At 61.5% G+C, this 13107-nt stretch carries 14 protein-coding genes and 1 pseudogene; 6 read left to right on the top strand and 9 right to left on the bottom strand.

Going from position 1 to position 13107, the window contains the following annotated elements; all coding sequences use genetic code 11:
- The 3 genes and pseudogenes from VOM14_RS17060 to VOM14_RS17050 all read right to left on the bottom strand — a co-directional run bounded on the left by VOM14_RS17060 (position 1) and on the right by VOM14_RS17050 (position 3485).
- Positions 1-1182, bottom strand: a complete 1182-nt coding sequence (locus VOM14_RS17060; RefSeq protein ID WP_327629888.1) for an efflux RND transporter periplasmic adaptor subunit — start codon at positions 1180-1182, stop codon at positions 1-3.
- Positions 1183-1338: 156 nt separating this feature from the next.
- Positions 1339-2501, bottom strand: a pseudogene (locus VOM14_RS17055) (ABC transporter substrate-binding protein).
- Between the two features lie 42 nt (positions 2502-2543).
- Positions 2544-3485: a CysB family HTH-type transcriptional regulator gene (locus tag VOM14_RS17050; RefSeq protein WP_327629887.1), complete on the bottom strand. Its 942-nt coding sequence runs from the start codon at positions 3483-3485 to the stop codon at positions 2544-2546.
- A gap of 234 nt (positions 3486-3719) precedes the next feature.
- Between VOM14_RS17050 and VOM14_RS17045 the strand changes: the two genes are divergently transcribed.
- From VOM14_RS17045 to cobA, 6 genes are all read left to right on the top strand, one after another.
- On the top strand, positions 3720-5399 hold the full coding sequence (locus VOM14_RS17045) for a nitrite/sulfite reductase (protein WP_327629886.1): 1680 nt from the start codon (positions 3720-3722) through the stop codon (positions 5397-5399).
- Positions 5400-5421: 22 nt separating this feature from the next.
- Entirely contained in the window at positions 5422-5970 is a 549-nt protein-coding gene (locus VOM14_RS17040) for a DUF934 domain-containing protein (RefSeq protein WP_327629885.1), read from the top strand.
- Complete coding sequence (locus tag VOM14_RS17035; RefSeq protein WP_327629884.1) at positions 5967-6716, top strand: phosphoadenylyl-sulfate reductase; 750 nt, start codon at positions 5967-5969, stop codon at positions 6714-6716. The genes VOM14_RS17040 and VOM14_RS17035 overlap by 4 nt, the downstream gene beginning before the upstream one ends.
- A 93-nt stretch (positions 6717-6809) precedes the next feature.
- Entirely contained in the window at positions 6810-7772 is a 963-nt protein-coding gene (gene cysD / locus VOM14_RS17030; RefSeq protein WP_327629883.1) for a sulfate adenylyltransferase subunit CysD, read from the top strand.
- 28 nt (positions 7773-7800) lie between these two features.
- Positions 7801-9117, top strand: coding sequence for a sulfate adenylyltransferase subunit 1 (locus VOM14_RS17025; RefSeq protein ID WP_327629882.1), 1317 nt, complete (start codon positions 7801-7803; stop codon positions 9115-9117).
- 52 nt (positions 9118-9169) lie between these two features.
- Positions 9170-9925, top strand: a complete 756-nt coding sequence (cobA, locus tag VOM14_RS17020) for a uroporphyrinogen-III C-methyltransferase (protein ID WP_327629881.1) — start codon at positions 9170-9172, stop codon at positions 9923-9925.
- Positions 9926-10537: 612 nt separating this feature from the next.
- On the opposite strand, the gene VOM14_RS17015 is transcribed toward cobA, so the two are convergent.
- The 6 genes from VOM14_RS17015 to VOM14_RS31430 all read right to left on the bottom strand — a co-directional run bounded on the left by VOM14_RS17015 (position 10538) and on the right by VOM14_RS31430 (position 13102).
- Positions 10538-10849, bottom strand: a complete 312-nt coding sequence (locus tag VOM14_RS17015; protein ID WP_442955549.1) for a DUF3761 domain-containing protein — start codon at positions 10847-10849, stop codon at positions 10538-10540.
- An 81-nt stretch (positions 10850-10930) separates the two neighbouring features.
- Positions 10931-11209 carry a zinc-ribbon domain-containing protein gene (locus VOM14_RS31435; protein WP_442955555.1) on the bottom strand — a complete coding sequence of 93 codons (279 nt, stop codon included), beginning with the start codon at positions 11207-11209 and terminating at the stop codon, positions 10931-10933.
- Positions 11210-11407: 198 nt separating this feature from the next.
- Complete coding sequence (locus VOM14_RS17010; RefSeq protein WP_327629879.1) at positions 11408-11737, bottom strand: hypothetical protein; 330 nt, start codon at positions 11735-11737, stop codon at positions 11408-11410.
- Positions 11737-12000, bottom strand: a complete 264-nt coding sequence (locus tag VOM14_RS17005) for a PAAR domain-containing protein (RefSeq protein ID WP_327629878.1) — start codon at positions 11998-12000, stop codon at positions 11737-11739. Before VOM14_RS17005 ends, VOM14_RS17010 begins: the two co-directional genes overlap by 1 nt.
- A 74-nt stretch (positions 12001-12074) precedes the next feature.
- Entirely contained in the window at positions 12075-12875 is an 801-nt protein-coding gene (locus VOM14_RS17000) for a hypothetical protein (protein WP_327629877.1), read from the bottom strand.
- 8 nt (positions 12876-12883) lie between these two features.
- The gene (locus VOM14_RS31430) at positions 12884-13102 is read right to left on the bottom strand and encodes a M23 family metallopeptidase (protein WP_442955554.1); all 219 of its coding nucleotides are present in this window, start codon (positions 13100-13102) and stop codon (positions 12884-12886) included.
- Between the last annotated feature and the right edge of the window lie 5 nt (positions 13103-13107).

Genomic DNA, 13107 nt, shown 5'->3' with positions numbered 1-13107 from the left:
TCAGCGCTGGCCGGAGCCGGCCGCGCTGGTTGCACTCGTCGCACTGGCCGCCTGCGCGGAAGACACGACATGCACCGTGCTGCCGATCCGCAACGAGCCGAGATTGTTCCTCACGATCTGCTGACCGGCCGCGAGCGGGCCGGCGGCGATTTCGGTCCACGTGTCGCCGTCGGCGTCGCCGGTGACGCCGGTGCGCACCGGCGCTTCGACCAGCTTGCCGCCGACGAGCGCATACACGCTGCGGCGCGCGCCATCGGTGCGCACGGCGGTGGCGGGCACGGCGAGCACGTTCGCGTGGCTGCCGACCGCGATCGTGCCGGTGCCGAACATGCCCACGCGCAACGTACCCGATGGATTCGCGATCTGCACGTACACCGTGATCGAGCGCGAACCGGGCTGCGCGGCGGGATTGATGCGCGTGATCGCGCCTTGGACGGGCGCATCGACGCCGTCGAACGCGATCTGTACCGGCTGGCCGATCCGCACGCGGCCGATTTCGCCGACCGGCACCGGCGCTTCGAGTTCGAGCGTGCGCAGATCGACCACGTCGAAAAGCTTCGTATCCACGGCGACTTTTTCGCCCGGCTCGACTGAGCGCGACGCGATCTGTCCGTCGAGCGGCGAGCGCACGACGGTATCGGCAAGCGAGAGATTCGACGACGCCAGCGCCGCGCGTGCGGCATCGAGATTCGCGCGGGCGATTTCATACTGGCTTTGCGCGGTGTCGAACGCGTTCTTTGAAATGAAGCCTTTTTCCACCAGCACGCGGTTGTTTTCGAGCGTTTGTCTTGCGATGTCGAGCTGGCCGGCCATCGCGGCCATCTGACCGCGGCTTTGCTCGGCGCGGGCAACGTAGTCGCGCGCGTCGATCTTCGCGAGAAGCTGGCCGCTTTTGACCGTGTCGCCCTCGCGCACGGCGACGTCGAGCACCGAGCCGGCCACTTTCGATTTGACCGCGGCCTGCGTGACCGCGCGCAGCGAGCCGGTGAGCGGCAGCGTTTCGGAGAGCGTGCGGCGGCTCACCGTGGTGAGGTCGCCGGGCGCGAATTCCACGACGGAAGAGGCCGTGTCCGTCGCGATGGCGGCCGTCTCGCGCTTTCTGATCGCCTGAACGATCGCAATGGCGAGGATCACGACGGCCACGACAGCGGCGATGATGATGCGTTTTCTGGTCTTTAGCATGCGCGCTCTGACGGACTTCACGAACTGGCTTGACGCGCGGCTCTGGCGCGCGGAACCGGCAAGTTAGCCTGAGTCCGCGCTCACCGCAAGCCGGCCGTCAGCATGGTACACGCGGCTTGCGGCGCCGATCGAACCCCGGCGAACGCATCTTGACACTTATTGACTGAGATACACGAACTTGCCGTTTCTGATCGTGCCCATCACGCTCGCGCGCTGATCCAGACCGACGTGGTCCTTCGCGCTCGTATTCACGACTCCGTTCGGTACGACCAGTTCGTGTGCGTGTTCCAGCTCGTTGCGCAATGCCACGCGAAACGCCGGCGTGCCCGGCTGCGCGGTCTTCAGCGCGCGCGTCACGGCGTCCTGCAGGCGCGCGGATAGACGCCCGCCGCATCGCCCGCGAATTGCGTCACGCTGTCCGCGCCGTACTTCGCTTCATACTGGTTCGTGAACGCGAGCGCCGCCTTTTTCGCCGGATGATCGGCCGGCAGCGTGCGCGCGACGACGACCGGCTGCGTCGGGAACAGCGTGCCTTCCACGTCCTTGCCGCCGAGCTTGATGAACTCGGGCGTCGCGATGCCGTGCGTCTGATAGATCGGGCCTTTATAACCGCGCTCGATCAGCGTGCGCTGCGGCAGCACGGTCGGCGTGCCTGCGCCGGCGATCAGGATCGCGTCGGGCTTCGCGGCCATCAGCTTGAGAATCTGGCCGGTGACGCTCGCGTCGGTGCGGTTGTAGCGCTCGGTCGCGACGAGCTGGATGTGGCGCAGCGCCGCGAACTTGCTGAACTCGTTCAGCCAGCTTTCGCCGTAGCCGTCCGCGAAACCGATGAAGCCCACGGTCTTCACGTTGTGGTTCGACATGTAGCGCGTCATCACATCGGCCATCGCGCTGTCGGTCTGCGCCATCTTGTAGGCCCACACCTTCTTGCCTTCCTGCGGCTCGACGACGCTTGCCGAGCCGATCAGCGTGATCATCGGCGTCTGGCTTTCGGCAACGGGATCGAGCGCGGCCATCGCAGCCGGCGTGATGTTCGGGCCGACGATCACGTCCACATGATCTTCGTTGATGAGCTTGCGGATGTTGCGCACGGCGGCGCCGGGGTCGGAGGCGTCGTCGAGAACGATGTAGTCGGCTTTCTGGCCGGCGATGGTGGCGGGCCACATCAGCATCGCGTTCTTGCTGGTGATGCCGATCACGGCCGCCGGGCCGGTGCTCGACAGGTCGATGCCGACCTTGATGTCCGCGTGCGCGGCGGTGGCGAGCAACAGCGCGCCAAGAGCGGCGAGGCCGCGAAGATTGTTTTTATTCGACGTCATCGAGGGTCTCCGTAGCGGGAAAAGCAAAGCGCGGTGGTGCGGTCAAAGTTCGTAGGTTTCGTGTTCGCCCTTCAGCGCCTGTTCGATCAGCTTGCGGTTCAGGCCCGGCGACAGTAGTTCGACCAGCGTGTAGACGTAGCTGCGCAGATACGCGCCCTGTTTCAGCGCGACGCGCGTCACGTTGCTGCCGAACAGATGGCCGACCGGCATGCTGCGCAAATGGCGGTCGCGCTCGGCGTTGAACGCGATGTCCGCCATGATGCCGACGCCGAGGCCCAGTTCCACATAGGTCTTGATCACGTCGGCGTCGATCGCTTCGAGCACGATGTCCGGCTGAAGGCCGCGCAGGCGGAACGCCTCGTTGATCTTGCTGCGCCCGGCAAACGCGTTGTCGTACGTGATGAGCGGATATTGGGTCAGATCGTCCAGCGACAGCAGCTTGCGGTCGAGCAGCGGGTGATCGGGCTGCATCACCGCCAGGTGGTGCCACTGGAAGCAGGGCAGCGAGACCAGTTCCTTATAGTTGGAGATCGCCTCGGTGGCGATGGCGAGGTCGGCCTGGTCGTGCAGCACCATTTCGGCCACCTGCGTCGGACTGCCTTGCAGAATCGAAAGGTGCACTTTCGGGTAGCGCTTCTTGAATTCGGCGATGGCCGCGGGCAGCGAATAGCGCGCCTGCGTGTGCGTGGCGGCGATCACGAGGTTGCCCTGATCTTGCGCCGCATAGTCCTTGCCGACGCGCTTCAGGCTCTCTACTTCCTGCAAAATCCGCTCGACCGACTGGAGAATGATGCGCCCCGGTTCGGTCAGCGAACGCACGCGCTTGCCGTGCCGCGTGAAGATTTCGACCCCCAGTTCGTCCTCAAGCTCGATGATCGCCTTGGAAACGCCCGGCTGGCTTGTATACAGCGCCTTGGCGGCTTCCGTCAGATTGAAGTTCTGCCGCACAGCCTCGCGGACGAAGCGGAACTGATGCAGGTTCATATATAACCTCTCCGCATATCAAAAGAATTTTTTAGTCGTTTGAAATATAAGGCGAGTTTATTACGATCTGTCCATCTTTTTCAATATGGATATCTGTAATTGTTATAAGCAAATGAGAGATAGGTCTAAACCCTGACTCGAATCTGCTGACAAAGACAGATGTCCAGAGCGGGTGGAACCGGTGCGCCGGCCGCCTGACCGCTGCGGGTAACGCAAAAATATTGGGGTCCCCGAATGTACCAATACGATCAGTACGACCAGACCATTGTCGATGAACGGGTTGCGCAGTACGCCGATCAGGTTCGCCGCCGCTTGTCGGGCGAATTGAGCGAAGAAGAGTTCCGGCCGCTGCGCCTGCAGAACGGCCTGTACTATCAGCGCCACGCGTACATGCACCGCATCGCGATTCCGTACGGCAATCTGCGCAGCGACCAGCTTCGCATGCTCGCGCGCATCGCGCGCGAACACGACCGCGGCTACGGCCATTTCTCCACGCGCTCGAACTGCCAGTTCAACTGGATCAAGCTCGAGGACACGCCGGAGATTCTGCGCAAGCTCGCGTCGGTGCAGATGCACGCCATCCAGACGTCGGGCAACTGCATCCGCAACATCACCGCCGATCAGTTCGCGGGCGTCGCGCCCGACGAGTTCGTCGATCCGCGTCCGTGGTCGGAAATTTTGCGTCAATGGTCGACGTTCCACCCTGAATTCCTGTGGCTGCCGCGCAAGTTCAAGATCGCCGTGTCGGGTTCGCACGAAGACCGTGCGGCCGTGCAGATTCACGACATGGGCGTGTATGTGAAGCGCAACGCGCAGGGCGAACTGGTGGTCGACATTCTGGCCGGCGGCGGTCTGGGCCGCACGCCGCTCGTCGGCGCGGTCATCCGCAAGGACTTGCCGTGGCAACACCTGCTGACGTACAGCGAAGCCGTGCTGCGTGTGTATAACCGCTACGGCCGCCGCGACAACATGTACAAGGCGCGTATCAAGATTCTCGTGAAGGCGCTCTCCCCCGAGAAGTTCGCCGCGCAGGTCGAGGAAGAATGGCAGCACCTGAAGGACGGTCCTTCGACGCTCACGCAGGCCGAACTGGATCGCGTGTCGCAATACTTCAAGCCGCCGGTGTACGAGAAGCTGGCCGACACCGACGCGTCGTTCGAAAAGCATCTGCTGGAAAACCGCGGGTTCGCGCGCTGGGTCGAACGCAATGTGCGCCCGCACAAGGTCGAGGGTTATGCGTCGGTCACACTGTCGCTGAAGAACGGCATCGTCGCGCCGGGCGACGCCACCGACGCGCAAATGGAAGCGGTCGCCGACTGGGCCGACGAGTATTCGTTCGGCGAGCTGCGCGTGTCGCACGAACAGAACCTGATTCTCGCCAATGTCAAGAAGCGCGATTTGTTCGCGGTGTGGGAAAAGGCGAAGGCGCAGGGTTTCGCGACGCCGAACATCGGCTTGCTGACTGACATCATCGCGTGCCCCGGCGGCGATTTCTGCTCGCTCGCGAATGCCAAGTCGATTCCGATTGCGCTCGCGATCCAGCAACGTTTCAACGATCTCGACTACGTGTACGACCTGGGCGACGTGTCGCTGAACATCTCGGGCTGCATCAACGCGTGCGGTCACCACCACGTCGGCAACATCGGCATTCTGGGCGTCGATAAGGACGGCTCGGAGTGGTATCAGGTGACGCTCGGCGGCGAGCAGGGCACGGGCGCGACGGGCGCGCATCTCGGCCGCGTGATCGGCCCGTCGTTCTCGGCGGAAGAAATGCCGGATGTGATCACCAAGGTGATCGACACGTTCGTGGAGAACCGCGAGGAAGGCGAGCGTTTCATCGACACGTATGGCCGCATCGGCATCGCGCCGTTCAAGGAACGCGTGTACGCGTCGCGTCAACCGGCTCACGCGTAACCGCGCAAAGGATACTGAACAGATGGCTTCTATCATCAAGAACCGCGCGATCGTCAACGATGACTGGACGCTCGTGCGCCCGGCGCAAGACGGCTCGCTGCCCGCCGTGAACGAACTGCCGCCCGGCAAGGTGCTGGTGCCGCTCGCATTCTGGCAAGCTGAGCGCGACGCGCTCGCGGCTTCGCGCAGCGCGGCCGAACTCGGTGTGTGGCTCGCGCCGGACAGCGAACCGGCGGACATCGCCGGCGATTTCGACAAGCTCGCGGTGATCGCCGTGGACTTTCCGGTGTTCCGCGACGGCCGCGGCTACAGCATTGGCCGTCTGCTGCGCGAGCGCCATGGCTACAAGGGCGAGCTGCGCGCGATCGGCGACGTGCTGCGCGATCAGGTGCGCCTGATGCTCCGTTGCGGCTTCGACGCCTTCGCGGTGCGCGCGGACAAGGACATCGCCGACGCAATGAAAGCATTCGACGACTTCACCGTGCAGTACCAGGGCGCATTCGACGAACCGTCGCCGCTGTTCCGCCGCCGCGCGGCTTCGGCGTCTGCTTCGGACAAGGTGTCGGCATGACGGGCGCCTCGCAATCGCTTACGCCGGAACTCGCCGCGAAGGTCGAGCGCCTCGACGCGCTGCTCGATTCGATCGCCGCACGCCACGCGAATGTGAAGCTCGCGAGCAGCCTCGCCGCCGAAGACATGCTGCTCACGCACGCCATTCTGTCGCGCGGCGTGAAGATCGGCATCTTCTCGCTGAACACGGGCCGCCTGCATGCCGAGACGCTCGGCATGCTCGATCGCGTGAAAGAGCGGTATGGCTACGACATCGAGCAGTTTCATCCGCAGGCTGCCGCGGTCGACGAATATGTCGCGTCGCATGGTCTGAATGCGTTTTATGAAAGCGTCGATCTGCGCAAGCGCTGCTGCGAAATCCGCAAGGTCGAGCCGCTCAATCGCGCGCTGTCGGATGTGAGCGCCTGGGTCACGGGCCAGCGCCGCGAGCAATCGGTGACGCGCGCCGAACTGCACGCGGAAGAACACGACGCCGCGCGCAACATCGCGAAGTTCAATCCGCTGACGGACTGGACCGAGGCCGAAGTGTGGGATTATCTGAAAGCGTTCGACGTGCCGGTCAATCCGCTGCATGCGCGCGGCTATCCGAGCATCGGCTGCGAGCCTTGCACGCGCGCCGTGCGCCCCGGCGAAGACAGCCGCGCGGGCCGCTGGTGGTGGGAGTCGCGCGATACGAAGGAATGCGGTCTGCACATCACGACGATTACGCCGATTGCCGCCGATCGCAACGAGAACGCATCTGCTTGAGTTTCGAGGCGTCGCGGCGCCGCATCGACCGAATTGAATATCTGCGCTTTTCCGGGCAACCGCTCACGAAGCGCATCAACGAAGGACCCAAACATGAGCACCACGCTCGATTCCACTGTCAACGCTCCGCTTGCCAACACGGCGAACCGGATGGATCACCTCGATTGGCTCGAAGCCGAGTCGATTCACATCCTGCGCGAACTGGTCGCCGAATGCAGCAAGCCGGCGCTGCTGTTCTCGGGCGGCAAGGATTCGGTCGTCGTGCTCGCGCTCGCACTGAAGGCATTCGGCATCGGCGCGAATCGCAAGACCGTGCTGCCGTTCCCGCTCGTGCATATCGACACGGGCCACAACTATGACGAAGTGATCGACTTCCGCGACCGTCGCGCGAAAGAGATTGGCGCGGAACTGGTGGTCGGCCACGTCGAAGATTCGATCAAACGCGGCACGGTGCGCCTGCGTCGCGAAACCGATTCGCGCAACGCCGCGCAAGCCGTCACGCTGCTCGAAACCATCGAACAGCACGGCTATACCGCGCTGATTGGCGGCGCGCGCCGCGACGAAGAAAAAGCGCGTGCGAAAGAGCGCATCTTCTCGTTCCGCGACGAATTCGGCCAATGGGACCCGAAGGCGCAGCGCCCGGAACTGTGGAGCCTGTACAACGCGCGTCTGCATAACGGCGAACATCTGCGCGTGTTCCCGATCTCGAACTGGACCGAACTCGACGTGTGGCAATACATCGCGCGTGAAAAGCTCGAACTGCCGTCGATCTACTACGCGCATCGCCGCGAAATCGTGCGCCGCAACGGCCTGCTCGTGCCGGTGACGCCGCTCACGCCCAAGCGCGAAGGCGACGTCAGCGAAACGGCGCTGGTGCGCTTTCGCACGGTCGGCGACATTAGCTGCACGTGCCCGGTTGAAAGCGACGCGGACGATCTGGAGAAAATCATCGCCGAAACGGCCGTGACCGAAATCACGGAACGCGGCGCGACGCGGATGGACGATCAGGTTTCCGAAGCCGCGATGGAACAGCGCAAGAAGCAAGGTTATTTCTAAGCACGCCGACACAGGGAACAGGAACATCATGAGCAGTATTCATCAACCAGAAGACCTCGGCGTGCTGCGTTTCATCACCGCGGGCAGCGTCGACGACGGCAAGAGCACGTTGATCGGCCGCCTGCTGTACGACAGCAAGGCCGTGTTGAGCGACCAGCTTTCCGCTTTGTCGCGCGCGAAGAACAAGCGCACCGTCGGCGACGAAATCGATCTGTCGCTGCTGACCGACGGCCTCGAAGCCGAGCGCGAGCAGGGCATCACGATCGACGTCGCGTACCGCTACTTCGCGACCGCGAAGCGCAAGTTCATCATCGCCGATACGCCGGGTCACGAGCAGTACACGCGCAACATGGTGACGGGCGCATCGACCGCGCACGCGGCGATCATTCTCGTCGACGCAACGCGCGTCACGTTCGTGGACGGCGTCGCGCAACTCCTGCCGCAGACCAAGCGTCATAGCGCGATCGTGAAGCTGCTCGGCTTGCAGCATGTGATCGTCGCGATCAACAAGATGGATCTGGTCGAGTACAGCGAAACACGGTTCAACGAGATTCGCGACGCGTACGTGGAACTCGCGCGTCAGCTCGGCCTGAGCGACGTGCGCTTCGTGCCGGTGTCGGCATTGAAGGGCGACAACATCGTGACGGCGAGCGAACGCATGCCGTGGTATGCGGGCGAGCCGCTGCTCGATTTGCTCGAAGCCTTGCCGGTCGAAGTGCCGACGGGTCAGGCGCTGCGTTTCCCGGTGCAATGGGTGGCGCGCCAGGACGGCAGCCAGGCCGACGATTTCCGCGGCTATATGGGCCGCGTCGAAGCCGGCGAAGTGAAGGTCGGCGATACGGTCGTCGTGCTGCCGGCCAATCGCGAAGCAACGGTTGCCGAGATCATCGCGCCGGTGGTGGGCGGCACGGCCGCGGTGGATCGCGCGTTCGCCGGTCAAACCGTGACGATCCGTCTCGCGGAAGACGTCGACGTGTCGCGCGGCGATACGTTCGTGCTGCGCGAAGCGGCGCCGGAACCCGCGAAGAAGCTCGAAGCCGATCTGTGCTGGTTCGACGACACGCCGCTCTCCACGCAACGCAAGTATCTGCTGAAGCAGACCACCAATACGGTGTTCGCGCGCATCGGTTCGATCAAGGAAGTGCTTGACGTGCATACGCTTTCGCACTCCACCGAGCGCAAGGAACTGACGATGAACGACATCGGCCGCGTGGCGCTGACGTTGCAGAAGCCCTTGGTGTGCGACGTGTACGACTCGCATCAGGGCACGGGCGCATTCGTGCTGATCGACGAGGCGACGCATCACACCGTCGCGGCCGGCATGATCCGGTCGTTCTCGGCATAAGCGGCTGACACTGCCGCGCGCCGCGAGTGGATTGAAGAACAGGCTGAGGCAAATGGGTAAGGTTTATCTGATCGGTGCAGGACCGGGCGCCGCCGACCTGATCACGGTGCGCGGCGCACGGCTTCTCGGCGCCGCCGATGTGGTGCTGCACGACGCGCTAGTCGAGCCCGCGATGCTCGACTATGCGCCGCCCCATGCGCGACGTATTGCGGTGGGCAAGCGTTGCGGACGGCTGTCGACGGCGCAGCAGTTCATCAACAAGCAGATCGTCGATGCCGCTTTGGAGCACGCGGTGGTGGTGCGCCTGAAGGGCGGCGATCCGATGCTGTTCGGCCGCGCCGATGAAGAGATGCGCGCGCTGGAGGCGGCCGGTATCGAGTATGAGGTGGTGCCGGGCATCACGGCTGCGTTGGCTAGCGCGGCTTCCTTGAAGCGTTCGTTGACGCTGCGCGGCGTGTCGCGCAGTGTGGCGCTGGCCACCTTTAGCCGCGCGCCGGGCTCCGAGGAAATTCGCGAGCAGGTCAATGCCGATTCGCTGGTGTTTTACATGGGCCGTGACAGCGGGGTGGAGATCGCGCAGCAATTGATCGATGCGGGGAAGCCGGTGTCGACGCCTGTGGCGATTGTCGAGGCTTGCAGCACGGAGCGTGAGCGCACGCTGACGTTGACGCTCGAAGGTCTCGCTGCCGGGGAGGCTTCCAGGTGGGTGGATGCTTCGCAGCCTAGCTTGCTGATGATCGGGGAGGCTTTTGCTGCTTCGCAGCGGGGTGTTCTGGGGTCTGCTGATGGGGTTTTGGTGGCGGCTTAAGGGTTTTTTTCTCCCTTGGTGGGGCTTTTTTGGCTTTTGGCGTTTTCTTTTGCTTGTGGTCTATTGGCGTTGCGCCTGTGCGGGGCGGCACTCACTTTCTTTGCGGCCGCAAAGAAAGTAAGCAAAGAAAGCGGCTCACACCGCCAGCTTATAAGTGGGGCCCCTCGCTTGGAGCGGGCAGTGGTTCATCTGGAATCTGTGTCCTCGCACACTCCACGCCTGTGACAAAGCAGTCATTCTTCCGGCGACGCTTCGCGCGCCCCAGCGGTACTTCCGAAAGCCGCTAGTTCCTCTTAAACCTCTCACTCCACCGCAAAATTGGGCACCTCGTCGGGGCGAAGCCGATGGCCCCCGCTGCGCAAAACGAAGCAGTGGCTTTCAGTGAACCGTTCCGGGGAGCACGGAGTGCGAGGCGGGAAGAGTATGACTGCCCTGTCACCAAGGCGGAGTGTGCGAGAGCACGGATTCCAGATGGGCCACGGTCCACTCCGAGCCAGAGGGGCCGCTTATGAGCTGGCGGTGAGTGCCGCCCCGCACAGGGGCAACGTCAAGTCTCACCCGCAATTCGCCAGAACCCCTATCCATCAAAGCACCGAAGTGCTGCGTACCAAACTATTCCCACTGCGCGACACCACCATGGCGCGAGCAGGTTCCCGAATGATGCTGGCTGAAGCTGTAGCTTCCGTCGCCGCAATGGGCCGTAGCGCGCGGCGGCACTGCACCATCTTTTGTTCCTGACGGCGAATGTACGTCATGGCCGTCCTGGTTGACGTAGTGGCCGTGGTACGTCAGGTCGGATTCGTCGGGCTGAGTCCATGCGTCTGGAGCCGAGGTGCGCGCGAAAACAGGCATCGCGCCTACGGCCATTGCGGCAACAACGAGCGCTGCGGCAATGTTCTTCACACCGTGCTGGCCAGGTGGCATGGCTACGTTCTCCCGTCAATACCCGCCGATACGCTCACCGTCCGCGCCGGACTGCGAGTTTGCGCAGCCGTCTGACGATGGCTATCCATCAACGTCGTAGCGCTTGCGTTTCCATGGAATCTTGGTGTGCTCCAGACGTGCGCAACTCGGACACCGGCTACCTTTCGTCAATATCGAGGCCGGACTGGTCTCCCAGACATGCCCCTTCGCACACTGCCATTGCAGCCTGACCTTCCATAGCTGATCGACAACGCAACGCTTGCACCAGCGTCCTTCGGGCAGATGGGCACCCTGGACACGAGCTATAGCTTCCAGGCATTCTCCGCCGAGGGCAGAAGCTTTCTCACACAGTCTCTCCATGCCATCGATCAGGCGCTTGCGCAAACCGTTGCCTTGCGCCCAGCATTTCACGCACCAGGAACCTTGGCCAACGTCTTCCGCCTGTACCGACCACCGATGACCCCTAACGCATTCCCACTCATACGGAGTGTTCATGCCCAGGTATTCCTTCGCGAGACATCGGCCGCCATAACTTGGCCGCGAGTTCCGCAAGAGGTTTCAGGCCATGATTTTTCGCGCAATGGGGCAACGGGTTTTCCATTTGCCATCCTGACTTTGCGGATCGGCGAAAACATAATCGGCGCGGCGGATCAGGACATGCCCATGTGCGCACCGGAATTCTTGTCGCCCGTTCGCGCCACGCCACTCCTTCGAAAGCAGGATCAGGCCGCGCCTGCGCGCTGCTGCCGCGAGACGTTGCAACGATTCTTCAGGGACAAACCGTGACATTGGATAAGGCTTGATATGAGGCCGTGCTTCCGCGAAATGTATTGCCCTTGCCGAGAGGCGTCTGCCTTCGTAATTGCCACGGCCTGCCTGGTTTTTCATTAAGCGACAGACATTGTTTGTTGGCGACTCACCAAAATGCAGCCGCATGTCGCATGGTGCCCTTCGAGTGCGACAGGCATACCGGAGACAACTGTTGAGTCATCACCGTCGACAATTGAGTTAACGCAGTGCTCAACACAATTCACGCGGTTACCCTTACCTGCAACCTTGCGACCATCAAGACTGTCAGCATCCGATCCTTGAATCACCTCGCCGCCGAAAAGGCTGAGAGTGTCGCCAGTAACAATAATTTGATGTGCCATGTCGTATATCCCCTGCTGTCAGAAGTAAAGCACGGGCCGCCCGGGAGGGCGGACCCAAAAATTTCATTACTCAATCAGTGCGTTGACATGCGATTATCAATTATTGCTTTAAGGTCACCACCTTTTTCGCAAAAATCACCCTCAGCACCCTGCGTATTAGTAAGATCTTTGCAGCGCAAATACAGCAACTTTGAGTCGCTATCGACTGCGTAGTGGTAAACATTGTGCATAGTTACGGCATCTTGGGGCGCGGAAGTCTTATCTCGATAAACCCAGTCGATTCGGTAACCGTTATCAGTCTTTTTTACCACGGGATCCGGCCTGACAAAAGCAAGCGGAATTTTTTTGGTTTCAGTGCCGGATCGCCAGAAATCAAGCATGATTGCAGTTTTAACATCATACAAATAATAGTCACTACTAATTTCCATTGTCCCCGGGGCAGCGCCATCGGCATAGCAATTTTGCAAGATCACCGCATGATCCACTGCTGCATCAATAACTCTGATGCTGTATTTTGGGCAAACCTCATCACCGCCGGAAGGGCCTTGAATTGCAAAGGCTTGCCGCAAACCTTTTCTTTCAAAGTAAAGGCGCTCCTCCTTTGGATCAAGACGCATGACGAATCCAGAACTCTTAATCAAAACGAGCTCGAGCGCTTTAGGATCGGTATCTCCACTACCTAATGAAAACGATTGCCATCTCTCTTTGTCGCTCGCAGTCCTGCGTAAGTCGTCTGATATTTTTTCTCCTTTCTTTTCCGCGATGGCACCGGGCGTCTGGCTTTCGTCACCTGAGAAATAAGGATTGGCGCTCGCCACCGAACCAATGGTAACGGCAAGTGTCATAACAAAAAAATATATTATATTATTCTTCACAGAAAAGCCTATTTGTTTGTGCAATTAACAATAAAAGGCAACGGATCTACGCGATTAGCTAGGCCGGTACATTTCATGGTCGCATCCTGCCGCACTTCAAAGTGAAGATGCGCCCCCGGCGGAATATGGCTCATACTCTTCGCATTGCCCGTAGACCCGGTTTTTCCAATCACATCTCCGGCGTGGACTGTAACTGGAAGTACATTCCCTTTGGAATCGTGTGTGATTGGAT

This window comes from Paraburkholderia sp. MPAMCS5 (genome assembly GCF_036016995.1).
GTDB lineage: Bacteria > Pseudomonadota > Gammaproteobacteria > Burkholderiales > Burkholderiaceae > Paraburkholderia.
Note: the sequence above shows the minus strand (reverse complement) of the source record. Positions and strands in the feature narration are given on the sequence as shown.

Coding starts and splice junctions, on each gene's coding strand:
- VOM14_RS17045 (WP_327629886.1), top strand. CDS start 3,720: ATGTACCAATACGATCAGTACGACCAGACCATTGTCGATGAACGGGTT.
- cobA (WP_327629881.1), top strand. CDS start 9,170: ATGGGTAAGGTTTATCTGATCGGTGCAGGACCGGGCGCCGCCGACCTG.
- VOM14_RS17005 (WP_327629878.1), bottom strand. CDS start 12,000: ATGGCACATCAAATTATTGTTACTGGCGACACTCTCAGCCTTTTCGGC.
- VOM14_RS17035 (WP_327629884.1), top strand. CDS start 5,967: ATGACGGGCGCCTCGCAATCGCTTACGCCGGAACTCGCCGCGAAGGTC.
- VOM14_RS31435 (WP_442955555.1), bottom strand. CDS start 11,209: ATGGAGAGACTGTGTGAGAAAGCTTCTGCCCTCGGCGGAGAATGCCTG.
- VOM14_RS17060 (WP_327629888.1), bottom strand. CDS start 1,182: ATGCTAAAGACCAGAAAACGCATCATCATCGCCGCTGTCGTGGCCGTC.
- VOM14_RS17025 (WP_327629882.1), top strand. CDS start 7,801: ATGAGCAGTATTCATCAACCAGAAGACCTCGGCGTGCTGCGTTTCATC.
- VOM14_RS17040 (WP_327629885.1), top strand. CDS start 5,422: ATGGCTTCTATCATCAAGAACCGCGCGATCGTCAACGATGACTGGACG.
- cysD (WP_327629883.1), top strand. CDS start 6,810: ATGAGCACCACGCTCGATTCCACTGTCAACGCTCCGCTTGCCAACACG.
- VOM14_RS17050 (WP_327629887.1), bottom strand. CDS start 3,485: ATGAACCTGCATCAGTTCCGCTTCGTCCGCGAGGCTGTGCGGCAGAAC.
- VOM14_RS17015 (WP_442955549.1), bottom strand. CDS start 10,849: ATGCCACCTGGCCAGCACGGTGTGAAGAACATTGCCGCAGCGCTCGTT.
- VOM14_RS17010 (WP_327629879.1), bottom strand. CDS start 11,737: ATGAAAAACCAGGCAGGCCGTGGCAATTACGAAGGCAGACGCCTCTCG.